Genomic DNA, 24763 nt, shown 5'->3' on the forward strand with positions numbered 1-24763 from the left:
TGCTGCCAACTGTAGTATCGATCGGGCTTCGACAAGGAGGATTCATGCGGACTCTTGAGCTGGCCGGCCGCCCTGTGCCGGTCATCGGCCAAGGCACCTGGCACATGGGAGAGGAACGCTCCCGACACACCAGGGAAGTTGCAGCGCTGCGCCTGGGTATCGAGTTGGGCATGACCCTGATCGACACCGCTGAGATGTACGCTGAAGGGGGCACCGAAGAGGTGGTGGGTGAAGCCATTACAGGCCTGCGCGACCAGGTTTTTCTGGTGAGCAAGGTCTACCCTCACAACGCCAGCAGCAGAGGCATCCCCCAGGCTTGTGAACGCAGCCTGCGGCGGTTGAATACCGATTACATCGATCTTTATCTGTTGCACTGGCGCGGCGAGTATCCCCTCGAGGAAACCGTCGAAGCCTTCGAACGCCTGCGTGAAGACGGCAAGATCGGCCGTTGGGGCGTGTCCAACTTCGACCTGGACGACCTGGATGAACTGGCCTCACCGGCCTGCGCCACCAATCAGGTGCTGTATAACCTGGAAGAACGCGGCATCGAATTCGATCTGCTGCCCTGGAGCCAACGGCAAAAGATGCCGGTGATGGCCTACTGTCCGATCGGCCAGGGCGGGCATATGCTGGCCAATCCGACGCTCAAGCAGGTTGCCGCCCGTCACCAGGCGACACCTGCGCAGATAGCGCTGGCATGGATTCTGCGTCAGAACGGAGTGATCGCCATCCCCAAAGCGGTCCACCCCGAGCATGTGCGGCTCAACGCGCAAGCGGCACAATTGCAGCTTGAAGTCGGGGATCTGGAGGCGCTGGACCACGCGTTTCGCGCGCCACAACGCAAGCAGCGACTGGCCATGGTCTGAGCCATCGCGGTTCTATCAGAGGGCATCGGCATGAGAAGTACCGATCAACTCGACGCTTTTAATTTGCCACGCTTCGTCCAGGCGCAGGATCCTGTGTTCGAGTGGGTTCAGGAGGAGCTGCGCGCCGGCCAGAAGCGCCGGCACTGGATGTGGTTCATCTTTCCGCAGTTTGCCGGGTTGGGTGACAGCGAAATGTCCCGCTACTTTGCCATTCGCTCCAGAGAAGAAGCCACGGCGTACCTGGAGCATCCGTTGCTGGGGCCTCGCTTGCGCACCTGCACGCAACTGGTGCTGGATGTTCCTCAACGCTCGATCACCAAGATTTTCGGGCACCCCGACAACCTCAAGTTTCATTCATCGATGACGCTGTTCGCCCAGGTTTCGCCAAAAGGCAGCCTGTTCCATCAGGCTCTGGATCAGTACTTTCACGGCATACCGGATGACTGGACGCTGTCGCTGCTGGACTCAAAACAGGCCCAGCTGCCCACCAATCAGCGTTGAGAAATCGTCATCCACGAACGGCAGGATGGCATCCGCCACCGGTTGCAGCTGCCGGGTGATGTAATGGTCGTAGTCGATCGGCGCGCTGCGCACTTCCAGCGGCTCGGGGCCGGCAACCGTGATCACGTAACGGATCCAGCCGCCGTTGTGATATTGCCGTGGCCGCCCCTGTTGGTCGTTGTAATCATCGGCGATCCGCGCGGCCCGCACATGGGGCGGCACGTTGCGTTGATAGTCATCGAGGGGCCGACGCAGGCGTTTGCGGTAGATCAGGCGCTCATCGAACTCACCGGCCAAGGTCTTGCGCACATAGTCACGCACGTAATCCTGATAGGGCTTGCGATTAAAGATGCGCAGATACAGCTCCTGCTGGAATTGCCGGGCCAGCGGCGACCAGTCGGTGCGCACGGTTTCCAGGCCTTTGTAGACCATCTCGTCGGTGCCATCGGCACGGGTAACCAACCCGGCATAGCGCTTCTTGCTGCCCTCCTCGGCGCCACGAATGGTCGGCATCAGAAAGCGCTTGTAGTGAGTTTCGAACTGCAATTCCAGGGCACTTTCCAACCCGTACTCCTGCTTCACATGCTCGCGCCACCATTGGTTGACGTGGTCCACCAGCGCGTGGCCGATCTGCGCCGCTTCAGCCTGACCGTGGGGGCGACGCAGCCAGACGAAGGTCGAGTCGGTGTCGCCGTAAATCACCGCGTGGCCCTGAGCTTCGATGAGTTGGCGGGTACGCAGCATGATCTCGTGACCGCGCAAGGTGATGGACGAAGCCAACCGTGTATCGAAGAAGCGGCAACCGCTGGAGCCGAGTACGCCATAGAAGGCATTCATGATGATTTTAAGGGCCTGGGACAGCGGCGCGTTGTGTTCGCGCTTGGCGATTTCGCGGCCTTCGGCGACCCGGGCGACAATGGCCGGCAGGCAATGCCGGGTCCGTGAGAAACGGGCACCGCGAAAACCCGGCACCGATTCGCTGTCGTCGGGATGCTTGAGCCCTTCGATCAAGCCCACCGGGTCGATCAGGAAGGTGCGGATGATCGACGGATAGAGGCTTTTGTAATCGAGCACCAGCACCGATTCGTACAGCCCCGGTTGCGAGTCCATGACAAAACCGCCCGGGCTGGCCTCTGGCGGTTTGCCGCCGAGGTTCGGTGCGACGAAGCCCTGGCGGTGCATCAGCGGCATATACAGGTGAGTGAAGGCCGCCACCGAACCACCGCTGCGATCCGCCGGCAAACCGGTGACGCTGGCGCGCTCCAGCAGGAAAGTCAGCAACTCGGTCTTGGCGAAGATCCGCGTCACCAGTTCGCAGTCCTTGAGGTTGTACTTGGCCAGGGCCGGTTTGTCCTCGGCGAACATGCGGTTGATTTCGTCCATGCGCTGGTACGGGTTGTCGATCGACTTGCCTTCACCCAACAGGGTTTGCGCGACGTTTTCCAGGCTGAACGAGGGGAAGCTCCAGGTCGCCGAACGCAGTGACTCGATGCCGTCGATGATCAACCGGCCGGCAGCCGAGGCGAAATAATGATTGCCGCTGCCGTGCTCGCGCCACTGCATTTCTTCGCCGCCACGCCCCAGCTTCAGCGGCACCGCCAGGCGGCGGGCATGTTCGTGCAGGACGCGCAGGTCGAACTGCACGACGTTCCAGCCGATGATGGCGTCGGGGTCGTGCCGGGCGAACCACTCATTGAGTTTTTTCAGCAGCAGGGTTCGCGAATCGCAGTATTCGAGCTGGAAATCCACCCCACTGTCATCACCATTGGGCGACCCGAGCATATACACCTGACGCTCGCCGCAGCCTTCCAGGGCGATGGAGTACAACTCGCCCTGGGCGGTGGTTTCGATGTCCAGCGACACCAGCCTGAGTGTCGGTCGGTAATCGGGGGCGGGTTTCATTTGCGCGTCGAGCAGCAGGCCGTCGGCACCGGGTGTGCCGCCGAACAAAACCGGCGCGGTGATGAACCGCTCCATCATGTAGCGTTCCGGCGGACGGATGTCGGCTTCGAACACCTCGACGCCTGATTTGCGCAGTGCGGTTTCCAGGCGCATCAGCTGGCCGTGCTGCTGGCAATACAGGCCCAGCACCGGGCGGTGCTCGAAGTCCATCAGCGCCAATGGCCGCAGCTCGACGTTCTTTTCGCCGCGCAACACCGTTTCGGCTTGCTCGCGCATGACCTGTGGAATGAACGCGACCGACGGTTGATGCGGCAGGCGGATGCGCCGGGGACCGGCATCGGTCGCCAGCCAGAACTCGACTTCGGTGCCGGTCGGGGTATCGCGCCAATGCCGGGTCAGGACGAAGCCCTGCTGTAAATCCACCACTGCAACCTCAACGATTTGATTCAAGTGGTGATTCTACGCGTGATCGCCGGCTAAGCCGTAATGCGATCCGTAGCAGCTGGCGAAGCCAGCGGCTACAAAGGGCAAGCCCCCTCGCCACACATCTGTATGTACCGGGCTTTTACAAAGAAAAATCACTGAATGACGCTATTTGCGTGTTATCTGCCGCTTTGCGCCTTGCTCTGTGAGCCTGTCTCTACGATTCTTCAAGAACAACGACAACACCCGAGAAGCCGTCATGAAAACCGTCGCCCAGTTGCTCAAGTTAAAGGCCCAACAGAATCAGGCAGTCCACACCATTGAGCCTCATCAAATGGTGCTGGAAGCGCTGATGGTGATGGCCGCGAAAAACGTCGGTGCGTTGCCGGTCCTGAAAGATGGCAAGGTGGTCGGCATCATCAGTGAGCGGGACTATGCGCGCAAACTGGTGCTCAAGGGGCGCTCCTCCGTCGGCACACCGGTCAGCGACATCATGGTGTCGCCGGTGATCACCGTGGACACCCATCAAACCGTCGAAACCTGCATGGGCATCATGTCCGACAAACGCCTACGGCACTTGCCGGTGGTGGAGGACGGTGAGCTGATGGGCTTGCTGTCGATCGGCGACCTGGTCAAGGAAGCCATTGCCGAACAGGCTGAACTGATTCGGCAGCTGGAGCAGTACATCCGCGGCGAGTGATTGCACACTGTGCGAGGGCTTGTCTGTGGCGAGGGAGCAAGCTCCCTCGCCACAGACAAGCCCGACTCCCACAAAGGCTCGTCCCCACATTGGTTTGATGTGTTCCTATGGCCAATGCCGCGAGAAGACCGGCGCCAATGCAGGGTGTCGGTCGAAGCGTTCGAGCCAGGCGAAGAAACCCGGCCGCGCAACGCGCAAGTGCTCCCGGGTGCCCGCCCACCGCGTCACCACCGCCGCCAGAATATCCAGCGCGCCCGGTTTTCCATCGTCCAGGTACAACTTGCCGGCGAACTGATCGGCAAACACCTCCCAATTCCTGTGCAGGCGCTGGCGGGCACCGGCCATGAGGTTTTGCCGGGACAACTCGTCCGCCTCGTCGAGCCAGCGCTCGGGGTAATCGATGATGCCGATGGCGGTGTAACAATTGCTGACGATGTACACCAGGCCATGGATCACCTGATCGCGCTTGATCGGGTTTTCCGGCAACAGGTTCGACTCCGGAAACGTAAGGCCCAGGTGAATCAGGATGGCCGCACTCTCGGCAAGAACGCCGCCATCGGGCAGTTGCAGAGTGGGAACCTGCTTGAGCGGGTTGAGCTTCTCCAGCGCATGCGCCGCCTGCGGGGACGATGAAACGTCGATGAAGCGATAAGGAACCTCGCACAGTTCCAGCGCGGCTTCGATGGCGGCCGCACCCGAATTCTGATACCCATAGAGCTGGTACATGACTAAATCTCCTCTGCGACTATCTCTTTGTAGCAGATGCCAAAGACTGCGCGTGAACCCTGTGGGAGGAGGAGGGGCGAAATCTCCCACGGATCTGTACTGCGCCAACAGTCAGAATCGAGCCTTGTCCCTCCTCCTCCCTTCAAGTACCAGCATACAAGCGAGCTTGCCCGGTCACCCTCCCGCGCGCTTCATACAGCGCTGATAACGCTCGTCGACTCGCTTGGCAAACCACGCCGTGGTGAGTTTGCGGGTGATTTTCGGGCTTTGCAGCACGATCCCCGGCAACACCGCCCGGGGTAATGCCCGGCCTTCGGCCTGTTCGGCCAAGGCGAAGACGCGCTGATAGAGCGTGGTGTCCTCGAACTGAAGACTTTTACCCTCCTCCAATTGATTCCGAATGGTCGGATTGCGCATGTCCAATTGCTTGCCGAGGGTGCGCACCGCCAGTTCCGTGGTGCCGGGCATGATCGAGTCGTAGCGCACCAAGTCGCCATCCAGCGCTAGCGGGATACCCGTCGCACGACTGACCGCGTTCTGGAACGCCGCATTGCGGCTGGCGTACCAACCGGCATTGAAATCGGCGAAGCGATACAGCGGCTGCTTGTAGCTCACCGGATAGCCGAGCAAGTGGGCGATACCGAAATACAGGCCACCGCGACGGGTGAACACTTCGTGACGAATAGAGCCGTTCACCGGGTAGGGGTAATCCCGCGCCTGCTGCTCGGCAAAGTCGATGCTGACCTGCATCGGCCCGCCGGTGTGCACCGGGTTGAATCCGCCGAACAAGGTCCGGCCCATGGGCACCATGCCGATGAAGTCATCGAAAATCGCGCTGAGCTCTTTTTCGCTGCGCGCGGCATTCAGTCGGTCGCTGTAGCTTTTGCCGTTGGGTGAACGCACCTGCAAGGCACCGCTGACCAGCAGGCTGGGGATGTGGGCTTTATCGGCGCGGCGGTCGATTTCATCCCGGGCGATCTTGCCCAGGCCTGGCACCGGCGGATCAGCCTGAAACGTCGACTCTTGCTCAGCGACCGCGAGCACCGAACACAGGTTTTGCGTGGTCGGCGCAATCTTTTGCGCGGCAAACGCTGCGTAGATGTCCGTGGCCCAGCCCTGGCGGTCGACCGTTTTGGCCGGCAGCAGGCTTACGATCTCGGCCTTGACCTCGGCAGGCTTGCGGGCCGGCGGTTCCTGAGGGCGCTGAGTGCCGCAACCGGCCAGTACCAACAGCGCGGCCACGCTCATGATCAATCGATTGGCTTGCATGGTGCTCCATCAAATCCGTTGAGCCGGGTTAACCATACGATCAATGGCATGGCGCAGGCTATGACTATCCCGCCCTCTCCCTGTTCCGTAGCCGCTGGCGAGCCTGCGAGTGCCCCCCGGTTGAACCATACTTGATCCACACACCGAGGAGGACAGGCTCATGAACCGTAGCGACGTGCTGATCATCGGCGCCGGCCCGACCGGACTGGTCCTGGCACTGTGGCTGAGCAAGCTGGGGATTGGGGTACGGATTATCGACAAGACCTCGGCCCCTGGCACCACCTCACGCGCGTTGGCAGTACAGGCCAGGACGCTGGAGCTGTATCGCCAGCTCGACCTCAGCGAGGCCGTGGTGCAGAACGGCCATAAAGTGTGCGCCGCGAATTTCTGGGTCAAGGGCGAACCGGTCGCACACCTGCCGCTGAGCGCCATCGGCGAGGGTCTGACGCCCTATGCGTTCCTGGAAATCTATCCGCAAGACGAGCATGAACAGCTGCTGATCGAACGCCTGGAGACCTTTGGCATTACGGTGGAGCGCAACACCGAATTGCAAAGTTTCGAGGAAACCGGCGATGGCATCACCGCAACGCTGCGCTTGCCCGATGGCCGGCAGCAAACCTGCCAGGCCTGTTACCTCGCAGGCTGCGACGGTGCCCGCTCGATTGTGCGTAAAACCCTGGACACCGGTTTCCCAGGGGGCACCTACCAGCAGATTTTCTACGTAGCGGATGTGCAGGCCCGCGGCCCGACGTTCAACGGTGAATTGCATGTGGACCTCGACGAAGCCGACTTTCTCGCCATTTTTCCTTTGTCCAGCGACGGTCGCGCCCGACTGATCGGCACGGTTCGCGACGAACGCGCCGAGCGCGCCGAAACCCTCCAGTTTGCAGACGTCAGCAGACGGGCCATCGAGCATTTAAAGTTGCAGATCGATCAGGTGAACTGGTTCTCGACCTACCGCGTGCATCACCGGGTAGCGGATCACTTTCGTACCGGACACGCGTTTCTGTTGGGTGACGCCGCCCATGTCCACAGCCCGGCGGGTGGCCAGGGCATGAACACCGGGATTGGCGACGCGATCAATCTGGCCTGGAAGCTCGCGGCGGTGTTAAGCGGCAGCGCCACGGCCAAACTGCTCGACAGTTATGAAACCGAACGCATCGCCTTTGCCCAACGCCTGGTGGCCACCACTGACCGGGTGTTCAATTTCGTCACGGCCGATGGGCCAATTGCCGACGTGGTGCGCATGCGCGTGGCACCCTTTTTGATCCCGAAAATGATCTCGTTCGAGGCCGTCCGGGAGTTCATGTTTCGCACGGTGTCACAGACCACCCTCAACTATCGCGGCATGCCGTTGAGTGAGGGCGTTGCCGGCCATGTTCACGGCGGTGATCGCCTGCCCTGGGCCCACGACGGTGAAGGGGACAACTTCGAATCGCTGAAATACCTGACCTGGCAGGTGCATGTGTATGGCGACACCAGCGACGAGATGATCGCCTGGTGCAAGGCGCATCACCTGCCGTTGCAGGTGTTCGACTGGCGACCGGTGTTTGAAACCGTGGGACTGGCGCGCAACGGGTTTTACCTGCTGCGCCCCGATACCTACGTGGCGATCGCCGATTACAGCGCCGATCCGAAGGTGATCGAACGGTATTTCCGCGATCATGGGATACGGCCTTTTATCGTCTGAAGATCAAAATATCGCAGCCTGCGGCAGCTCCTACAGGATCGATGTTCACCCGCAAAATCGAGAATGGACATCGATCCCGTGTTTGCCGCCATTAACGCGGATGAACGCAATTCCCTGTAGGAGCTGCCGCAGGCTGCGATCTTTTGATTTTTTAGATCCCGGCCAGGGCCAGGTCCATTGCGAAGTAGGTGAAGATCAAATCCGCCCCCGCCCTTTTGATCGCCCCCAGACTCTCACGCACGACGCGATCTTCATCGATTGCCCCGGCCTGGGCGGCGAATTTGATCATCGCGTATTCACCGCTCACCTGATACGCCGACAACGGCAGACGCGAGGCTTCGCGGATGTCGCGGATGATGTCCAGGTACGCGCCGGCCGGCTTGACCATCAGCGCGTCGGCGCCCTCCTGTTCGTCCAGCAACGACTCACGCACCGCTTCACGACGGTTCATCGGATTCATTTGATAGCTTTTGCGGTCACCCTTGAGCGCACTACCGCCGGCTTCGCGGAACGGGCCGTAAAGCGCCGAGGCGAATTTGGTCGAATAGGCCATGATCGCGGTCTGGCTGAAACCCGCTGCATCGAGCGCCCGGCGAATCGCCTGGACCTGCCCGTCCATCGCCGCCGACGGCGCGATCACATCGGCACCGGCCCGAGCGGCGGCCACGGCTTGTTTGCCGAGGTTGATCAGGGTCTGATCGTTATCGACTTCGTGCTGGTGCAACACGCCGCAATGGCCGTGCTCGGTGTACTCACAAAAACAGGTGTCGGACATCACGATCATTTCCGGCACGGCGTTTTTGGCGATGCGCGACATGCGCGACACCAGGCCATTATCGTCCCAGGTGTCGCTGCCGTTGCTGTCCAGATGATGAGACACGCCGAACGTCATCACCGACTTGATCCCGGCCCGAGCGTAACGCTCGATCTCGCCGGCCAGTTTCGACTCGGGAATGCGCATTACCCCGGGCATGCTCTTGATCGGCACGAAATCGTCGATTTCTTCCTCGACGAAAATCGGCAGCACCAGGTCATTCAAGCTGAACTCGGTTTCCTGGAACAGGCTGCGCAGGCTCGCATTGCGGCGCAGACGGCGTGGACGTGCTTCGGGGAACTGACTGGACATGGACCTTCCTGAAAAACGGCGGATGAGACGAAATTCGTAGGAGGCGAAGCTTATGCCCTGCAAGGTGAAGGGTACAAACCCCAAACGCTCAAGACTGCGTTACCGCGGCGACAACAATCGCCCGCATCGAACACAGCGCTCCTACAGATTAGATCGTCAGTGTGCCGCTGACACACGTCACCACAGCACCACCAATCCAGATCTCATCCCCCACCTGCTCCACCCGAATCCGCCCGGCGCGGCCCATGGTCAGGCCCTGACTGACGACATAAGACGCCGGGGCCAGCCCTTCGCTGAGCAACCATTGAGCGATCCCGGCGTTCAGGCTGCCGGTGGCCGGGTCTTCCGGCATGCCGTCGCCGGAGATGAATGCACGCACTTCGAACTGCGCGTCAGCACCATCGCGCTCGGGATGCCACGGCGCGATGACACCGACGGCGAGGCCAAGCATCTGTGCATGATCCGGTTGCAAGTCCAGCACCTGCTGGCGGTCCTCGACCATCACCGCCAGCCAACCGGCACCGTTGTCGACCCATTGCGTGCGCACAATCGCGCCCGGCGTCAATCCGAGGCCCAGCCGTACACGCTCGATCAGCCCGGCGTCCACCGGGCCGGACCTGAGCAGCGGTGGCGCGAGAAACGCCAGCTCCGCCCCCTGCCGACGCACCCGCACCAGGCCTACACCACACTCCTGAATAATCTCCTCACCCTTGGGCACCCCACCAGCCTCGAGCCAGGCATGGCACGTGCCCAGCGTCGGATGACCGGCGAACGGCAACTCTTGCAGGGTGGTGAAGATACGCACTCGATAGTCGGCCCGGGGGTCTCGAGGTTCGAGCACGAACGTGGTTTCGCTGAGGTTGGTCCAGGTCGCGAACGCCGCCATGCGCTCATCGCTGAGCCTGTCTGCGCCGAACACCACCGCCAGCGCGTTGCCCTTGAGCGCGACACGGCTGAAGACATCTACTTGCTTGAAATCGAATGAGCTCATTGCCTGCCTTGGTGATGAGGGATTCAAAAGGATTGCTTGGGGATTTCCAGCCCGCGAATTACCGCCGGTCTTGCCAGGAAACGCTCCAGCACGCGGGTGACGTTGGGAAAATCCTGGATGCCGACCAGGTCGCCAGCCTCGTAGAAGCCGATCAGGTTACGCACCCACGGAAAAGTCGCGATGTCGGCAATGGTGTAGCGCTCGCCCATGATCCAGTCGCGCCCTTGCAGACGGCCATCGAGGACCTTGAGCAAACGCTTGCTTTCATCGACGTAGCGATCACGGGGACGTTTGTCTTCGTAGTCCTTGCCGGCGAATTTGTTGAAAAAACCGAGCTGGCCGAACATCGGCCCAATACCGCCCATCTGAAACATCAGCCACTGAAGGGTCTCGTAACGCGCCGCCGACTCCTGGGCCAGCAGTTGCCCGCTCTTGTCGGCGAGGTAAATCAGAATCGCCCCGGACTCGAACAGCGCCAGCGGTTGGTCACCCGGGCCGTGGGGGTCGAGGATCGCCGGGATCTTGTTATTGGGATTCAGAGACAGAAACTCGGGGGACAGCTGATCCTGGGTGTCGAAGCCCACACGATGTGGCTCGTAGGGCAGCCCGATCTCTTCGAGCATGATCGAAACCTTAACGCCATTGGGCGTTGGCAAGGAATAGAGCTGGATCCACTCCGGGTACTGGGCCGGCCATTTTCGAGTGATGGGGAATGCAGACAAATCGGTCATCGGGAGCTTCCACTGGAAAATCGGAGTGAAGATCATAAGGGGGACGGGGCTAAGATGTGTACTGTGTCCATAAATCCGAAACATCCTGTCGATAACCTTCCCCCAATCTGTTCAAGGTTGCCGCTAAAGTGCCAGGCACCTCGTTCGGATTGAAGCTCGGATCGAACCAAAAGGGCTTCAGCGAACTCTGAGCGTTGCCCTGTTAGAAATAGACCGGGTCAACGACATGGAAAACACCCTATGCTAGGAGCTTGAGGTGTCGAGGTTTGTCAGCCTTAACCAAATGCGCTGAAGATCACCTATTCGATGATGAATCCTTTGAAATTCACCAACCGCTTCAAACATCGCGCTTATATCTTCCTGCCCGCTCTGTTGGCGGCCAGCGCATTGCTTTTGTCGCTGGAGTCCAGTGTAAGCCGCGCCCAACCGGTGGACGGGACACAGACGCTGGTGTTTTTGCGTCACGCGGAAAAACCGGCCGGCGGCCTGGGTCAACTCAATTGTCAGGGACTGAACCGCGCCATCGACCTGGCCACCTTGCTGCCGGAAAAATTCGGCAAGGCCAACTACGTGTTTGCCGCCAACCCGACGCGCAATGTCGAGGAAGGCGAACTGGATAATTCCTACAGTTACATCCGCCCCCTGATGACCATCAGCCCCAGCGCGATCAAGCTCGGCTTGCCGGTGAACATCGAATTTTCGGCCAACGACACCAGCGACCTGGCCGATGAACTGCTTCGCGACAAGTACCACAACTCGATCATCTATACCGCCTGGTCCCATGGCTACCTGCCCGAGCTGATCAACAAGGTCGCCGGGGAGGCCGTCGGCTCAGAACAGCGCATCACCGATGACTGGGCATCCAGCGACTATGACTCGCTGTACGTGCTCACGCTGACCTGGCACAACGGCAAGGCCAGCCTGCAGAGCCACAGCTACAAGCAAGGGCTGGATAATGGTCGGGAGACTTGTCCGACGTAAGTGGTCGGGCACCTGCCAGGCCCCATCGTGAGCAAGCCCGCGATGAGGCCAGCAAAAACAACATTACCCCCGCCGTTTACCCCGCTCCCGCAGATATTCGAGAACGGCGCTCCGTTCCCCGACAAACTCGATCCGCGCGCCCTTTTTCTCCCGCTGAAACACATACATCGGGTCGTAATACTCGCGCAATAACCCTTCGATCCAGCCCCGGTGCAAATCCACCGCACCGCTGTCGGCCTGTTCCGCCAGCGCATCTTCCATCAAGGTCAGCATCCGCCGATGACGTTCGCCGCCCAGGCGTTTCTGGACATTGTTCAGGCTCGCCAACATCCGCTCGGAAAACAGCGTGAAGCCTTCATCGCCATACACCTCGGTGAACTCGGCGCATAAATCCACCACGTAATCGCGCAGGATCCGCTCGACGCGCCCTTCCAGGCTGTCTTCCAGCCAGACCATCGGAAACTGCTGCATGCCCTGATACAGCGGCAACGGCAGCGCGCAACTGCCGATCGCGCGGCTCTCGTCTTCGAGCACAAACCGCTCGATACCGTTGGCGCGTTTTTTCAGCACGTCCACGGCCAGGCGGTTTTCAAAGTCGATGTTGGAGGGTTGGCCGGTGGCGCGTTTGCCGAAGCTTGAGCCGCGATGATGGGCGTGACCTTCAAGATCCAGCGCGTTGCTCAATTGCGTGAGCACCTCGGTCTTGCCGGTGCCGGTCATGCCGCCCAGCAAAACGAAATCGCACTGGGTAACGGTCTGCTCGAGCGTGTCGAGCAAAAACGTGCGCATGGCCTTGTAGCCGCCACCGACGCGCGGATAGTCGATGCCCGCTTCGTCCTTGAGCCACTGCTGGGTGATCTGCGAACGCAGTCCGCCGCGAAAACAATACAAATAACCATCCGGATGCGCCCGGGCAAAATCGGCCCAGGCCTGGATGCGCTCGGCCTTGATCGCGCCGGTCACCAATTGATGCCCCAGCGTGATGGCCGCGTGCTGACCGTGTTGCTTGTAGCAAGTGCCGACCCGTTGCCGCTCGTGATCATTCATCAGCGGCAGGTTGACCACGCCGGGGAATGAGCCCTTGAGGAATTCGATCGGCGCGCGCACATCCATCATCGCCCGGTCGTTGAGGAAAATGTCGCGGTAATCGGTGAAGTCTCTGGACATCAAACCACCTCAACCGCGTGGGTCTGTCGCTCAACCAGTTCGCCGATCGGCTGAAGGTTCAGGCCAAGCTCGGCGGCAACGTTGAGGAACTGTTCGTTGCCTTCAGGGGTGACTGCAATCAGCAGGCCACCACTGGTCTGCGGGTCGCAGAGCACGCGTTTGTGCAACTCCTGGAGCCGGCGGACCTTGCTGGCGTAGCTGTCGAAATTGCGCAGTGTGCCGCCGGGCACGCAGCCCTGATCGAGGTAATACTCGACGCCCGGCAGACGCGGCACACGGTCATAGCCGATGCGGGCGGTCACGTTGCTGCCGTCGGCCATTTCCACCAGATGCCCGAGCAGGCCGAAACCGGTGACATCGGTCATTGCGGTCACGCCATCGAGCTTGCCAAAACGGCTGCCGGGTTTGTTCAGGGTGCACATCCAGTCGCGGGCCAGGCCGATGTCGGCATTGCGCAACTTGCCCTTTTTCTCGGCGGTGGTGAGGATGCCGATGCCCAAGGGTTTGGTGAGATAGAGCAGGCATCCGGCGGTGGCGGTGTCGTTGCGCTTCATGTGGCGCTTTTCCACCAGTCCGGTCACGGCCAGGCCGAAGATCGGCTCAGGTGCGTCGATGGAATGGCCGCCGGCCAAGGGGATTCCCGCTTCATCGCAGACCGACCGCCCGCCGCGAATCACTTCCCGGGCAATCTCCGGCGCCAGCACATTGACCGGCCAGCCGAGGATCGCAATCGCCATCAACGGATCGCCGCCCATGGCGTAAATATCGCTGATGGCGTTGGTGGCGGCGATACGGCCGAAATCGAACGGGTCGTCGACGATCGGCATAAAGAAGTCAGTGGTCGACACCACGCCACGTTCTTCGTCGATGGCATACACCGCCGCGTCATCGCGCGAGGCGTTGCCAACCCAGAGTTTCGGGTCCAGGTTCTGCGCCCCGCTGCCGGCCAGAATCACCTCCAGCACCTGGGGCGAAATCTTGCAGCCGCAACCTGCGCCGTGGCTGTATTGGGTCAGACGAATCGGCTCGCTCATGGGATGCACCTTGTGAAGTCAATGCCCAGGATTCTACAGCAACCCCCATTTGTAGGAGGGCGCGTAAGGACGATCTTTGTGCAGCGACACTCACTTTGGTGCACTCAGGTAAGCCTCCTTTCCCCCACCGTCCGAAATCCTTGACCGAAAGGACAGCAAAACCGCCAATTCCTCCTGTTTTTCAGCGCTTTGAGAAAACTGGTATAGGTTGTGCAAACGTTTGCGAGTCGCCGATACCGGCCTGTCGCCACTTAAACCGCACAAGCCCGCACCATCGGGCTTCGATACGCACGAAAAGGGACTTTTAATGCATTGCACCTCCAGCCGCGTGACTTGCTCGCGCACGCTTGCTGTTTCCTTGCTGTTGGCCAGCGTTACAGGACTACTCAGCAGCTCCGCGTTGGCCCAACCGGCCACCACCGAGGAATCCGCCCAGGGCGAAACCCTCAGCCCTGAAGCCAACCCGCCGAAAAAAGGCGCGTACCTGTCGGACTGGTTCAATCAGGACCTGACCGTCATCGGCAGCAAGGACATCAGTTTCGGCCCGCAACCGGCCGACGATATTTACCTGGAATACGAATACTTCGGCCGCAAGGGGCCGTTCGAGTTGTACGGCTACATCGACATTCCGAAGATCTTCGACATCGGCAACAGCCATGACAAAGGCGTATGGGACCACGGCTCGCCAGTGTTCATGGAACACGAACCGCGGATTTCCATCGACTACCTGGCCGGCCGCAGCCTGGCCGTCGGGCCGTTCAAGGAGTGGTACGTGGCGTTCGACTGGATCTACGACCACGGCAGCAACCGCGCCAACCGCGCCAATACGCTGTACAGCGGCCTCGGCACCGACATCGACACCCATTCGCGGGTCAACCTGTCGGCCAACTTCTACGGTCGCTACCAGTGGGAAAACTACGGCGCCAGCAACGAGTATTCGTGGGACGGCTACCGCGCCCAGCTCAAATACATCGTGCCCATCAGCAGTTTCAGCAACGGCGCTTCGTTGACCTACATCGGTTTCACCAACTTCGACTTCGGCTCCGATCTGCACAAGGACAACCCGGCCCGCACCGCCAATGCCACCGTGGCCACCAACGTGTTGCTCTACGCCTTCACCCACTTGCGTTTCACCCTCGTCGGCCGTTACTTCCACAACGGCRGCAACTGGGAGGACGGCAGTGAGTTGAATTTCGGCAACGGTGACTTCCGCGCCCGTTCCAACGGCTGGGGTTACTACGCCGGTGTTGGCTATCAGTTTTAAGGCTCATTTGAATCAGGAGGTTTTATGAAGGCAATGACGCGTCTTTCCCTGTCTGTCGGTTTTGCGGCAAGCACCCTGCTCTCTTCCTCTGCCTGGGCGGCAGAAGCACCGATCCAGCCGAAAGTGATGCTGATCACCATGTTCGCCCCCGAGGCGCAGAACTGGATCGATCGCCTGGAACTCAAGCAAGAGGTGCGCGTACCGGGCCTGTCCGCCGAGTACCCGAACATTCGCTGCAACACGCAACAGGTGTGCCTGATGGTCACCGGCATGGGCCAGACCAATGCGGCGGCCTCGACCCTGGCCCTGGCGCTGTCGCCAAAATTCGACCTGCGCAAAAGTTACTTCCTGATCGCCGGGATTGCCGGCATCAGCCCAAAACACGGCACCCTCGGCACCACCGCGTGGGCGCACTACCTGGTGGAGTTTGGCACCCAGTGGGAACTGGACTCCCGGGACGCGCCGAAAGACTGGCCGACCGGTTACCTGGGCATCAACACCAAAGGCCCGAACGAAAAACCGCCGCTGGATTACAAGACCGAAGTCTTCGAACTCAATCCGAAGTTGCAGGCCAAGGCCTTCGCCCTGAGCCACAAAGTCGAGCTGAGCGAGAGCAAGGAATCAGCGGCGTGGCGCTTGAAGTATCCGTCGGCCCCGGCCAATCAGCCGCCAGTGGTGACCCAGTGCGACACGTTGGCGGGCAATACCTGGTTTTCCGGGACGCGCTTGAGTGAGCGAGCGGAAGTCTGGACCAAACTGCTGACCAACAACGAAGGGGTCTATTGCACGACTCAGCAGGAAGACAATTCCACCTACGAGGCGCTGCTACGGGCCAGCCGCGAGGGCCTGGTGGATGTCCGCCGTTTGGCGGTGGTACGCGCCGGTTCCGACTTCGACCGGCCGGCGCCGGGCCAGAGCGAGGTGGATAACCTGCTCAAATACGCCGATCAGGGCGGGTTTGTGCCGGCACTGGAGAATCTGTACCGCACAGGGAATCCGTTGGTACAGGAGATTTTGCAGAATTGGTCGGCTTGGGAGAAAGGCGTGCCTGAAGCCTGATTAGATATCACACGTCCAAATATGGGAGCGGGCTTGCCCGCTCCCATATTTGATCCGGAGTGTATTTCTAATTGCATCCATTTCAAGGCAACAAAATCACCTTGTCGCCACTGCCCTGATTCACCTCGGCATACCGCTCCACCCCCTCGGCCAACGGCGATTCAACTAGCCCTTCCGGCAACGGCAACAGGCCCTGATCGAAAAAGCTTCCGAACTGTTCGAGCATCGCCGCACACGCCTGAACCCCGTACAGCAACGAATTGATCCCTACCACCGAACCGCCCTTGCGATACAGCGCCAGGGCCGGCAATTGCACATGCCCATCCGCCGGTGCGGCGATGATTGCGATGCGACCGAACGCGGCCAGCGCCGGGACCGAGGCCGGTAGCCAGAAACCGGTGGTGTCGAAGATCACGTCGGCGCCGCCGGCATACACGGCGCTGACCTGTGCGCCCAGGTCCTCAGGCTTATCCAGTTGCAGCGTCTGATAACCCTGAGCCTGCAAATCCTTGACCTGCTCCGGCCGCCGCGCCGCCGCCAGCACCTGGGCGCCCCGGACTTTGGCCAGCGCCAATGCCGCGCTGCCCACCGCCCCGCCGCCGATCACCAACAGCCGCGTTCCGGTGGTGACAAGGCTGCGCTCCAGCGCATCCCACGCCGTGGTGTACGGCACACCGAGGCTGGCGGCCTGGGCAAAGCTCAGATGCGTCGGCTTCAGCGCCACGCCATTGGCCGGCAGTTTGACGAATTGCGCGTGGGAACCGTCGGCAAAGAAGCCCAACTCCCGGCCAGTGCCCCAGACTTCCTGGCCGATCAGCGCCTGCGAGCCTTCGACGACGATACCGGCGAAATCACGCCCGGGAATCCGCGGCAACGTGGTGTAGGGAAAGCGCCCCAGTACGTTTTTCACATCGCTGGGATTGAGGCCCGCCGCCTTGATCTGGACCAGCACTTCGTCAGCGCCGGGAACGGGGGTGGGCACCTCAACGTAGCGCAGGGCCGAGAGGTCGCCGGTTTTGTCGAATTGCAGTGCTTTCATGGGCATTTTCACCAAATGGACAAGAGGTTTCAGGAGATCCAGCTCGCCACCAGTTGCCGGCCCAAGGGCCACAACTGCTCACCGGCGAGCATGCCCAGCAGGCCCACCAGCGCGATGGCCGGCGGTGCGGGGGAACGAAAATCCAGCGCGCCATAGAGCAGGCCGACGCCCAGACCGATACCCAACGAGATAAGGTAGTTCATGACAGACTCCGTGGCATAAGGGGGTATGCGCAGAGTCTAGAGAGAGGTCGCCACGGACGTCGGCCAAGTACTTCTGAATGTCGGCCAAAGCGCTTTTTACGCAGCGCCGCCCCGTTGCTGGCTCACGCAAAACTGCGAAGGCGCGACACCCAGTTCCCGGCGGAACATGTCGCTGAAGCTGCTCGGCGAATAACCCAGTTCCCGGGCTATCGCGCTGACCGGTACGCCCTGAATCAATTCGGCCGCCGCGGTCGCCAGTTGCACCTGTCGTCGCCACTCGGCGAACCCCATGCCCAAACCGTCCTTGAACAACCGCGCCAGGGTACGCACGCTGGCACCGGCATTTTCGGCGTGTTGCTCGAAGGAAATATCCAGCGACGGTGACGCCATGACCGCCTGGCACAGGTTCATCAGCCGCCGGTCGGAATCGTCCGGCAGCGGAATTTTCAGCAATGAGCGCCGGGCGCGCTTGAGCTCCAGCAAGGCCAGGCCGACCAGCGCGTCGTAGTAATCCGGGGCACCGTCGTCGCCCTGCTCCACCAGCCCGACGATCAGTTCGCGCAGCAAGCCGCCGACTTCAATCACTTGCACACTGTCGTCCAGTGTCGCCGCCAATGACGGCCGCAGGTAGATGTTACGCATCTGCAAGTCAGAGACCACGCGAATCCCGTGCGGCACACCCGGCGGCAGCCAGACCGCCCGTTGCGGCGGCACCACCAGCGCTTCATGGGGCGTCTCGACCCACATCACGCCGCTCATCGCGTACAGCAACTGGCCCCACACATGTTCGTGAGGCTCGATATACAACCCACGCGGGTAAGTACGTGCCAGCGGTTGCACGGGCACATCGGTATCGCTTAAATCAGGGGGGGCGGCCTTGGCCATAGGCTAGGATCATTGGGGGACGGAAAGGCTCCATGGTAGCGAGGCGTGCGGCGTGTCGCCAGTCACTGTAACCGACTGACAATCCGACGGAATTTTTCGCGCGCCTCACGATCCTTCTATAACAACAGGGAGGAATACAGGCTTTATGAACAACGCAAAGCTTTTCGTCATTGAATACACACTTCATGGCAAGCCTAAGTCTTTCATCATCCGCCAGGACAAAATGGACAACGCAGAAGCCTGGCACTGGGCAAGTTGCGACGCCGGCGTAGGCCGGATCCCGCGTTTTGGTCGTGAGCGGGTGCAAAAGACCAGCAAACCAGTGGCGGAAAAATTCGGCGTCGAGAACGTGACCTGGCGGCCGGCAAGTTGAGCATTAAAAGGGAGGGTAAACATTCAAACTGAAAGTGGAGCCGCAGCGGCTCCACTTTTTTGGGCTGAACAGTCAGTGCTTAGCGCACTTGCAACCTTTGGTGGAGCATTCTTCGCCGTGTTCGTGATGTTTGGCGCAGCCTTCGCAGCAATAGTGCTTGCCGTGACGCACGATGGGGTGATCACCCAATTTGCAGGAGCATTTCGGGCAGTCGCAAGTACCGTTGTTCATAAGTCTGACTCCGTGGTTAGGGTCGTCCGGGTACCGCGGGTGCGCGGCACCTGAAGCAAACGACCGCCCGTTGCAGAAACCGGTTCAAACAGATGCCTGGACGGAGTTTGCTTACTATTGAGGGTAGTCGCGATGTTGCCACTTATGGACGAATACCGCCCTGTGGCGAGGGGGAAGCACAGCACCCGTAGGAGCGAGGCTTGCCCGCGAAGAATGCACCGCGGTTTTTCAGGTATTGCGCGTCATCGTTCTTCGCGGGMAAGCCTCGCCCCTACGGGTTTTGCATCCTGATTTACCGGCATTGGGGCGAGCCCTCTCGCCACACAAGCAACATCACTTAAATACGGAATTGCCCGACCAGTTGCCCCAGGCGCTGACCGAGATCGGCCAGGCTGCGCGAAGTTTGCGCGCCGCGCTGGGTTTCGTCGGCGACGCTGTCCACGGCCACGGCGATCTGGTGCACGCTGCGGTTGATCTCTTCGGCCACGGCGGTTTGCTCTTCGGCGGCGCTGGCGATCTGCGCGTTCATCGAGTTGATGGTGCCGATCAGTTGGGCCATGGCGTCCAGCGATGCCCCGGCCTCGTTGGCCTGGGCCGACGTGCCGTCGCCAGCCTCGCTGGAGCGGCGCATGGACTCGACCGCCGATTGGGTGCCGGCCTGCAAGCGGTCGATCATGCCCTGGATTTCCTGGGTGCTGATTTGCGTGCGACTGGCCAGCGCCCGCACTTCATCGGCAACCACCGCAAAACCACGCCCGGCCTCGCCGGCGCGAGCCGCTTCAATGGCGGCGTTGAGCGCCAGCAGGTTGGTCTGCTCGGCAATCGAACGGATCACCCCGAGCACGCTGACAATCGACGACACGTCTTTTTGCAAGCTGTCGAGGGACACGCCGCTGCTGCGAATATCGGTCACCAGCGCATGAATCTTCACGATGCTGCCGGCCACCACGCGCTTGGCGGCCTGGCCTTCTTCGTCGGTCTGCTGGGCAGCGACCGCGGCGTTTTGCGCGCTCTTGGCCACTTCCTGGGCCGCCGCCGACATTTGGTTGATCGCCGTGGCCACCTGATCGGTCTCGTGACGCTGGCGCTCCATGGCCTGATCCGAGCGTTGGGCCTGATCGGACACCTGATTCACCAGCACGGTCAGTTGCGAAGTCATTTCAGTGATCTGCCGCACCAGGCCGTGGATCTTGTCGACGAAACGGTTGAACGAGCCGGCCAGTTCGCCGAGTTCATCCTGGCTGGTGATGGTCAGGCGCCGGGTCAGGTCGCCCTCGCCCGCCGCGATGTCGTCGAGGTTGGCTTTCATCAGGTTCAGCGGACGCAGAATGGTATTGGCCAGCAGCATCCCGGCCGCGGCGATCACCAGCAGCACCACCACGGTAATCCCGACAATGCTCAGCACCACGCCTTGCATGCGTTCCTGGACCTTGATCTCGACCAGCGCCACTTGAGCTTCGATGCCGTCGAGGTTGACCGAGGTACCGACCGCCATGTCCCACTTCGACAAGTATTCGGTGTAGCCGAGCTTGGGCACCTGCACTTGGGTATTACCAGGCAGTGGCGAGCTGTATTGCAGGTAGTGGGTACCGTCCTTGGCGACTTTCACCAGGTCGCGGTTGACGTAGACGCCGTTCGCGTCGCGGTTGTCCTTGAAGCTCTGGCCCACGCCTTCGGGGCTGTTGGCCTTGAACAGGCGCACAGTGTTGGAGTCGTAGCCGAAGAAGTAGCCGTCCTTGCCGTAGGTGATGCTCGACAGCAACTTGATCACCTGCGCCCGCGCCGCGTCATCGCCGGGGGCGGCCGCGTCGTAGAGCGGTTTGATCGTGGTCATGGCCACGGTAACGTAGCTTTGCAGGGTCGCTTTGGCGTCGCTGAGCAGGCGCTGACGGGTTTCTTCGACTTCCTTGCGGGCCTGTTCCTGCAGGATGAACAGCGTGGTCAGGCTGATGACCAGCGCAAAGAGCAACACCGGGAGGACGGCAAGGGACAGGACTTTGGCCTTCAGGCTCATGCGCATGACGTTCACTCTTTTGATTTTATTGGCGTGGTTAAAGGCTATAACGGCACGCCAGATCAAAAGTTGAACGCGGTCCCACAAGGTAAATGTAGTTACAGAACCATCGCCGCCACCCAACCGAACGCCAGCAATGGCAGGTTGTAGTGCAGGAACGTCGGGACCACGGTGTCCCAGATGTGGTGATGCTGGCCGTCGATGTTCAGACCGGAGGTCGGGCCCAGGGTCGAGTCCGACGCCGGTGAACCGGCATCGCCCAGCGCGCCGGCAGTGCCGACGATGCACACGATGGCGATCGGGCTGAAGCCCAGTTGCACGCACAACGGCACGAAAATCGCCGCCAGAATCGGTACCGTGGAAAACGACGAACCGATGCCCATGGTCACCAACAGGCCCACCAGCAGCATCAACAGCGCCCCGATGCCWTTGCTGTGGTCGATCCACGAGGCCGAGGACTCCACCAGTGTCTGCACATGACCGGTGGCTTTCATCACTTCGGCAAACCCGGACGCGGCGATCATGATGAAGCCGATCATCGCCATCATCTTCATGCCTTCGGTGAACAGGTCGTCGGTTTCACGCCACTTGACGATGCCCGACGCCGAAAAGATCAGAAAGCCCACCAGCGCCCCGATAATCATCGAGTCCAGCAACAGCTGAATAATGAACGCCACGACAATCGCCAGACCGGCGACCATCAGGCTCAAGGGGTTGTACTGCACCGCGACCTGTTCGACTTGCTCGATCTTTTCCAGGTCGTAAACGCGCTTCTTGCGGTAGCTGATGAAGGCTGCCGCGAGGCCAAACACCATGCCCAGCGCCGGAATGCCCATGGCATGGGTGACGTTGATGCCGCTGATGTCCACCCCGCTACGGGCGACGTTGGCCAGCAGGATTTCATTGAGGAAGATGTTGCCGAAGCCCACCGGCAGGAACATGTACGGCGTGATCAGCCCGAAGGTCATCACGCAGGCGATCAACCTGCGGTCCAGTTGCAGTTTGGTCAGCACATATAAAAGAGGCGGCACCAGCAACGGGATAAAGGCGATATGAATCGGCAAAATGTTCTGCGAGGCGATGGCCACCACCCATAGCAGGCCGATCAGCAGCCATTTGACATTGCCGCCACCGTTGGCGTGCTGGCGATCGACCATGGCCAAGGCTTTGTCCGCCAGGGCATGGGCCAGGCCGGACTTGGCAATGGCCACGGCGAACGCGCCGAGCAAGGCGTAGGACAACGCCACCGTCGCCCCGCCACCGAGGCCGCTATTGAAGGCTTTGAGGGTCGCATCGATCCCCAGGCCACCGGTCAAGCCACCGACCAGCGCGCCCACAATCAGCGCGATTACCACATGCACGCGGGACAGGCTGAGTATCAGCATGATGCCGACCGCGGCAATTACTGCATTAATCATCGTTACCTCAAGGCAAGCGGAAAGAGTCCGTCCGGCAGTGCGCACAAGCGCCGCCAGCGGATTGAAGAGAGGGTTTTATTAGAGGGCGCGCACTTTGCCGCAGCATCGTCCCCTTGTCAAAGCGAACGGCTATTGCCGATATGTAACGGATTGCGCTCCCACAGGGTTATGGGTTGGCTTCAGCTCTGTGTCAGCGTTTGGGCAGTTCGATCATCACGTTCAACCCGCCCCACTCGCTTTCCTCCAGCCTCAACACCCCGCCCCACGTGTCGACGATGTCGCGCACGATGCCCAATCCCAATCCATGCCCATCGGTCTGTTCATCAAGCCGTGTACCGCGGCTGAACACCTGATCGCGCTGGTCTTCGGGAATCCCCGGCCCATCGTCTTCCACGCTCAACTGAAAACTTTCAGCCGTTTCAACCACGCTTAACCGAACCTCGGCATCCGCCCATTTGCAGGCGTTGTCCAGCAGGTTGCCCAGCAACTCCAGCAGATCTTCGCGATCCCACGGCAGTTGCAAGCCGGCTGGTGCGCGGTAGCTCAGGTCGAGGTGTTCACCGTGAATCATGTTCAGCGTGGCCAGCAACCCTGGCAGCTCGGCATCGCAATCGAACAAGGCCCCCGGCAGCGCATCGCCGGACAACCGGGCGCGATTGAGTTCGCGATTGAGTCGCTGCTGGACCTGCTCCAGTTGCGCTTGAATCACCTTGCGCAGCTGCGGGTGCGCATCGAGTTTCTCGCTGGAAGCCAGGCTCAACAACACCGCCAACGGGGTTTTCAACGCATGCCCCAAGTTGCCCAAGGCATTGCGCGAGCGCTTGAGGCTGTCTTCGGTGTGGGCCAGCAAATGGTTGATCTGCGCCACGAGCGGTTCCAGCTCCAGCGGCACGGCTTCGTCGAGTTGCGAACGCTGGCCCTGCTGCAACTGGGCGATTTGTTCGCGGGCCGTTTCCAGCGGGCGCAAGGCGCGGCGCACGGTGATCCGTTGCAACAGCAAGATCAGCAACAACCCCGCCAGCCCCAACCCGAGGCCGACTTCTTGCATGCGACAGAAACTCTCGCGCACCGGCGTGTAGTCCTGAGCGACGCTGATGGAAATCGCCTGGCCCAGCCGCCGGTAGTCCGAACGCAGCACCAGCAACTCCTGCCCTTCCGGCCCCAGTTGCAGGTTGCTGTTCAGGCCCGGGTGTTCGAGCCGCGGCAGGTCCTGATCCCATAACGAGCGGGAGCGCCAATGACTGTCGGCAAAGTCGATACGAAAATAGTGCCCGGAAAACGGGCGCTGATAGGCCGGCGACAGATGTCGTTCATCCAGCTGCAACCCCTGCGGGCCACGCACCAGCGCCACCAGCAGGTTTTCACTGTCGTTGCGCAACCCGGCTTCGAGGTAGCGCTGCAAGCCCATTTCGAACAGCCACAGACTGGTTTGCGCCAGCACCAGGCCGACGATCACCATCACGCCGATCAGGCCCAGGCTCAAGCGACGCTGGATCGACCTCACTGGGCTTGCCCGCCGAACAGGTAACCCTGACCGCGACGGGTTTCGATCACGCTGCGGCCGAGCTTGCGGCGCAGGTGGTTGACGTGGACTTCGAGCACGTTGGAATCACGTTCGGTTTCACCGTCGTAGAGGTGTTCGGCGAGGTGGCTTTTGGAAAGGATCTGTTCGGGGTGCAGCATGAAATAGCGCAGCAGGCGAAATTCCGCGGCAGTGAGCTGGATGTCGGCGCCGTCGCGGGTCACGCACTGGCGACCTTCATCCAGGTGCAGCCCGGCGGCCTTGAGCGTCGGCTGATTGGCCTGGCCGTGGGAGCGGCGCAACAATGCCTGAATGCGCAGGTGCAGTTCTTCCGGATGGAAGGGTTTGCTCAGGTAATCGTCAGCGCCGGCCTTGAGGCCTTCGATTCGCTCGGCCCAGGAACCGCGCGCGGTGAGAATCAGCACCGGCGTGGCCAAGCCACCGGCCCGCCACTGCGCCAGCACCTCAAGCCCCGGCAAACCCGGCAGGCCGAGGTCGAGGATGATCAGGTCATAAGGCTCGCTGCTGCCCTGGTACACCGCATCGCGGCCGTCGGCCAGCCAGTCCACGGCGTAGCCTTGCCGATTGAGGCCGGCCATCAATTCGTYGGCCAGCGGCACGTGGTCTTCCACCAGGAGCAAACGCATC

Annotated in this window: 24 protein-coding genes and 1 pseudogene; 8 read left to right on the forward strand and 17 right to left on the reverse strand. The window is 61.0% G+C overall.

Features of this window, described 5'->3' with window-relative positions; translation table 11 throughout:
• Positions 1-44 precede the first annotated feature (44 nt).
• Entirely contained in the window at positions 45-866 is an 822-nt protein-coding gene (locus AC1D2Q_RS02215) for an aldo/keto reductase (RefSeq protein WP_477812093.1), read from the forward strand.
• A gap of 30 nt (positions 867-896) precedes the next feature.
• The gene (locus tag AC1D2Q_RS02220; protein ID WP_477812094.1) at positions 897-1367 is read left to right on the forward strand and encodes a DUF1810 domain-containing protein; all 471 of its coding nucleotides are present in this window, start codon (positions 897-899) and stop codon (positions 1365-1367) included.
• On the opposite strand, the gene AC1D2Q_RS02225 is transcribed toward AC1D2Q_RS02220, so the two are convergent.
• On the reverse strand, positions 1332-3692 hold the full coding sequence (locus AC1D2Q_RS02225; protein ID WP_477812199.1) for a DNA polymerase II: 2361 nt from the start codon (positions 3690-3692) through the stop codon (positions 1332-1334). The genes AC1D2Q_RS02220 and AC1D2Q_RS02225 overlap by 36 nt on opposite strands.
• A 259-nt stretch (positions 3693-3951) precedes the next feature.
• Between AC1D2Q_RS02225 and AC1D2Q_RS02230 the strand changes: the two genes are divergently transcribed.
• Positions 3952-4392, forward strand: a complete 441-nt coding sequence (locus AC1D2Q_RS02230; RefSeq protein WP_477812095.1) for a CBS domain-containing protein — start codon at positions 3952-3954, stop codon at positions 4390-4392.
• 105 nt (positions 4393-4497) lie between these two features.
• On the opposite strand, the gene AC1D2Q_RS02235 is transcribed toward AC1D2Q_RS02230, so the two are convergent.
• Both AC1D2Q_RS02235 and AC1D2Q_RS02240 read right to left on the reverse strand, forming a co-directional pair.
• Positions 4498-5118 carry a glutathione S-transferase N-terminal domain-containing protein gene (locus AC1D2Q_RS02235; RefSeq protein ID WP_477812096.1) on the reverse strand — a complete coding sequence of 207 codons (621 nt, stop codon included), beginning with the start codon at positions 5116-5118 and terminating at the stop codon, positions 4498-4500.
• Positions 5119-5292: 174 nt separating this feature from the next.
• Positions 5293-6387: a DUF1615 domain-containing protein gene (locus tag AC1D2Q_RS02240; RefSeq protein WP_477812097.1), complete on the reverse strand. Its 1095-nt coding sequence runs from the start codon at positions 6385-6387 to the stop codon at positions 5293-5295.
• Between the two features lie 160 nt (positions 6388-6547).
• Between AC1D2Q_RS02240 and AC1D2Q_RS02245 the strand changes: the two genes are divergently transcribed.
• On the forward strand, positions 6548-8077 hold the full coding sequence (locus AC1D2Q_RS02245; protein ID WP_477812098.1) for an FAD-dependent monooxygenase: 1530 nt from the start codon (positions 6548-6550) through the stop codon (positions 8075-8077).
• A 151-nt stretch (positions 8078-8228) separates the two neighbouring features.
• Here the strand turns inward: AC1D2Q_RS02245 and hemB are convergent, their stop codons facing one another.
• From hemB to AC1D2Q_RS02260, 3 genes are all read right to left on the reverse strand, one after another.
• On the reverse strand, positions 8229-9203 hold the full coding sequence (hemB, locus tag AC1D2Q_RS02250; protein WP_477812099.1) for a porphobilinogen synthase: 975 nt from the start codon (positions 9201-9203) through the stop codon (positions 8229-8231).
• Positions 9204-9351: 148 nt separating this feature from the next.
• Positions 9352-10194: a PhzF family phenazine biosynthesis protein gene (locus tag AC1D2Q_RS02255; protein ID WP_477812100.1), complete on the reverse strand. Its 843-nt coding sequence runs from the start codon at positions 10192-10194 to the stop codon at positions 9352-9354.
• A gap of 23 nt (positions 10195-10217) precedes the next feature.
• On the reverse strand, positions 10218-10925 hold the full coding sequence (locus tag AC1D2Q_RS02260; RefSeq protein WP_477812101.1) for a glutathione binding-like protein: 708 nt from the start codon (positions 10923-10925) through the stop codon (positions 10218-10220).
• Between the two features lie 306 nt (positions 10926-11231).
• Between AC1D2Q_RS02260 and AC1D2Q_RS02265 the strand changes: the two genes are divergently transcribed.
• On the forward strand, positions 11232-11906 hold the full coding sequence (locus tag AC1D2Q_RS02265) for a histidine phosphatase family protein (protein ID WP_477812102.1): 675 nt from the start codon (positions 11232-11234) through the stop codon (positions 11904-11906).
• A gap of 63 nt (positions 11907-11969) precedes the next feature.
• Here AC1D2Q_RS02265 and mnmH read toward each other — a convergent pair whose 3' ends face one another.
• Both mnmH and selD read right to left on the reverse strand, forming a co-directional pair.
• Positions 11970-13073 (reverse strand): tRNA 2-selenouridine(34) synthase MnmH, encoded by a 1104-nt coding sequence (gene mnmH / locus AC1D2Q_RS02270; protein WP_477812103.1) that lies wholly within the window; start codon positions 13071-13073, stop codon positions 11970-11972.
• Entirely contained in the window at positions 13073-14107 is a 1035-nt protein-coding gene (gene selD / locus AC1D2Q_RS02275; RefSeq protein WP_477812104.1) for a selenide, water dikinase SelD, read from the reverse strand. Before selD ends, mnmH begins: the two co-directional genes overlap by 1 nt.
• A 307-nt stretch (positions 14108-14414) precedes the next feature.
• On the opposite strand from selD, the gene AC1D2Q_RS02280 reads away from it, so the two are divergent.
• Both AC1D2Q_RS02280 and AC1D2Q_RS02285 read left to right on the forward strand, forming a co-directional pair.
• Entirely contained in the window at positions 14415-15371 is a 957-nt protein-coding gene (locus AC1D2Q_RS02280; RefSeq protein WP_477812105.1) for a nucleoside-specific channel-forming protein Tsx, read from the forward strand.
• A gap of 24 nt (positions 15372-15395) precedes the next feature.
• Positions 15396-16430: a purine-nucleoside phosphorylase gene (locus AC1D2Q_RS02285; protein ID WP_477812106.1), complete on the forward strand. Its 1035-nt coding sequence runs from the start codon at positions 15396-15398 to the stop codon at positions 16428-16430.
• 82 nt (positions 16431-16512) lie between these two features.
• Here the strand turns inward: AC1D2Q_RS02285 and AC1D2Q_RS02290 are convergent, their stop codons facing one another.
• From AC1D2Q_RS02290 to AC1D2Q_RS02300, 3 genes are all read right to left on the reverse strand, one after another.
• Positions 16513-17469 (reverse strand): quinone oxidoreductase family protein, encoded by a 957-nt coding sequence (locus AC1D2Q_RS02290; RefSeq protein WP_477812107.1) that lies wholly within the window; start codon positions 17467-17469, stop codon positions 16513-16515.
• Between the two features lie 29 nt (positions 17470-17498).
• Complete coding sequence (locus tag AC1D2Q_RS02295; RefSeq protein ID WP_477812108.1) at positions 17499-17672, reverse strand: DUF1427 family protein; 174 nt, start codon at positions 17670-17672, stop codon at positions 17499-17501.
• A 96-nt stretch (positions 17673-17768) separates the two neighbouring features.
• Positions 17769-18557 carry an AraC family transcriptional regulator gene (locus AC1D2Q_RS02300; RefSeq protein WP_477812109.1) on the reverse strand — a complete coding sequence of 263 codons (789 nt, stop codon included), beginning with the start codon at positions 18555-18557 and terminating at the stop codon, positions 17769-17771.
• Between the two features lie 145 nt (positions 18558-18702).
• Here AC1D2Q_RS02300 and AC1D2Q_RS02305 point away from each other — a divergent pair, with 145 nt between their 5' ends.
• Positions 18703-18930, forward strand: a complete 228-nt coding sequence (locus AC1D2Q_RS02305) for a DUF6555 family protein (RefSeq protein WP_477812110.1) — start codon at positions 18703-18705, stop codon at positions 18928-18930.
• Between the two features lie 72 nt (positions 18931-19002).
• Here AC1D2Q_RS02305 and AC1D2Q_RS02310 read toward each other — a convergent pair whose 3' ends face one another.
• The 6 genes and pseudogenes from AC1D2Q_RS02310 to AC1D2Q_RS02335 all read right to left on the reverse strand — a co-directional run bounded on the left by AC1D2Q_RS02310 (position 19003) and on the right by AC1D2Q_RS02335 (position 24762).
• Positions 19003-19161 (reverse strand): metallothionein, encoded by a 159-nt coding sequence (locus tag AC1D2Q_RS02310; protein WP_477812111.1) that lies wholly within the window; start codon positions 19159-19161, stop codon positions 19003-19005.
• A 337-nt stretch (positions 19162-19498) separates the two neighbouring features.
• On the reverse strand, positions 19499-20320 hold the full coding sequence (locus AC1D2Q_RS02315; protein WP_477812200.1) for a methyl-accepting chemotaxis protein: 822 nt from the start codon (positions 20318-20320) through the stop codon (positions 19499-19501).
• Between the two features lie 36 nt (positions 20321-20356).
• A pseudogene (locus tag AC1D2Q_RS02320) lies at positions 20357-21181 on the reverse strand (cache domain-containing protein); the annotation flags it as partial.
• A 92-nt stretch (positions 21182-21273) separates the two neighbouring features.
• Positions 21274-22590, reverse strand: coding sequence for a Na+/H+ antiporter family protein (locus AC1D2Q_RS02325; RefSeq protein WP_477812201.1), 1317 nt, complete (start codon positions 22588-22590; stop codon positions 21274-21276).
• A gap of 193 nt (positions 22591-22783) precedes the next feature.
• On the reverse strand, positions 22784-24097 hold the full coding sequence (locus AC1D2Q_RS02330; RefSeq protein ID WP_477812112.1) for a sensor histidine kinase: 1314 nt from the start codon (positions 24095-24097) through the stop codon (positions 22784-22786).
• Entirely contained in the window at positions 24094-24762 is a 669-nt protein-coding gene (locus AC1D2Q_RS02335; RefSeq protein ID WP_477812113.1) for a response regulator transcription factor, read from the reverse strand. The genes AC1D2Q_RS02330 and AC1D2Q_RS02335 overlap by 4 nt, the downstream gene beginning before the upstream one ends.
• Position 24763 lies beyond the last annotated feature (1 nt).

The organism is Pseudomonas sp. P1_A1, assembly GCF_056406935.1.

Coding starts and splice junctions, on each gene's coding strand:
- AC1D2Q_RS02245 (WP_477812098.1), top strand. CDS start 6,548: ATGAACCGTAGCGACGTGCTGATCATCGGCGCCGGCCCGACCGGACTG.
- AC1D2Q_RS02215 (WP_477812093.1), top strand. CDS start 45: ATGCGGACTCTTGAGCTGGCCGGCCGCCCTGTGCCGGTCATCGGCCAA.
- AC1D2Q_RS02220 (WP_477812094.1), top strand. CDS start 897: ATGAGAAGTACCGATCAACTCGACGCTTTTAATTTGCCACGCTTCGTC.
- mnmH (WP_477812103.1), bottom strand. CDS start 13,073: ATGTCCAGAGACTTCACCGATTACCGCGACATTTTCCTCAACGACCGG.
- selD (WP_477812104.1), bottom strand. CDS start 14,107: ATGAGCGAGCCGATTCGTCTGACCCAATACAGCCACGGCGCAGGTTGC.
- AC1D2Q_RS02260 (WP_477812101.1), bottom strand. CDS start 10,925: ATGACCGATTTGTCTGCATTCCCCATCACTCGAAAATGGCCGGCCCAG.
- AC1D2Q_RS02315 (WP_477812200.1), bottom strand. CDS start 20,320: ATGACTTCGCAACTGACCGTGCTGGTGAATCAGGTGTCCGATCAGGCC.
- AC1D2Q_RS02285 (WP_477812106.1), top strand. CDS start 15,396: ATGAAGGCAATGACGCGTCTTTCCCTGTCTGTCGGTTTTGCGGCAAGC.
- AC1D2Q_RS02300 (WP_477812109.1), bottom strand. CDS start 18,557: ATGGCCAAGGCCGCCCCCCCTGATTTAAGCGATACCGATGTGCCCGTG.
- AC1D2Q_RS02290 (WP_477812107.1), bottom strand. CDS start 17,469: ATGAAAGCACTGCAATTCGACAAAACCGGCGACCTCTCGGCCCTGCGC.
- AC1D2Q_RS02265 (WP_477812102.1), top strand. CDS start 11,232: ATGATGAATCCTTTGAAATTCACCAACCGCTTCAAACATCGCGCTTAT.
- AC1D2Q_RS02235 (WP_477812096.1), bottom strand. CDS start 5,118: ATGTACCAGCTCTATGGGTATCAGAATTCGGGTGCGGCCGCCATCGAA.
- AC1D2Q_RS02310 (WP_477812111.1), bottom strand. CDS start 19,161: ATGAACAACGGTACTTGCGACTGCCCGAAATGCTCCTGCAAATTGGGT.
- AC1D2Q_RS02295 (WP_477812108.1), bottom strand. CDS start 17,672: ATGAACTACCTTATCTCGTTGGGTATCGGTCTGGGCGTCGGCCTGCTC.
- hemB (WP_477812099.1), bottom strand. CDS start 9,203: ATGTCCAGTCAGTTCCCCGAAGCACGTCCACGCCGTCTGCGCCGCAAT.
- AC1D2Q_RS02305 (WP_477812110.1), top strand. CDS start 18,703: ATGAACAACGCAAAGCTTTTCGTCATTGAATACACACTTCATGGCAAG.
- AC1D2Q_RS02255 (WP_477812100.1), bottom strand. CDS start 10,194: ATGAGCTCATTCGATTTCAAGCAAGTAGATGTCTTCAGCCGTGTCGCG.
- AC1D2Q_RS02240 (WP_477812097.1), bottom strand. CDS start 6,387: ATGCAAGCCAATCGATTGATCATGAGCGTGGCCGCGCTGTTGGTACTG.
- AC1D2Q_RS02230 (WP_477812095.1), top strand. CDS start 3,952: ATGAAAACCGTCGCCCAGTTGCTCAAGTTAAAGGCCCAACAGAATCAG.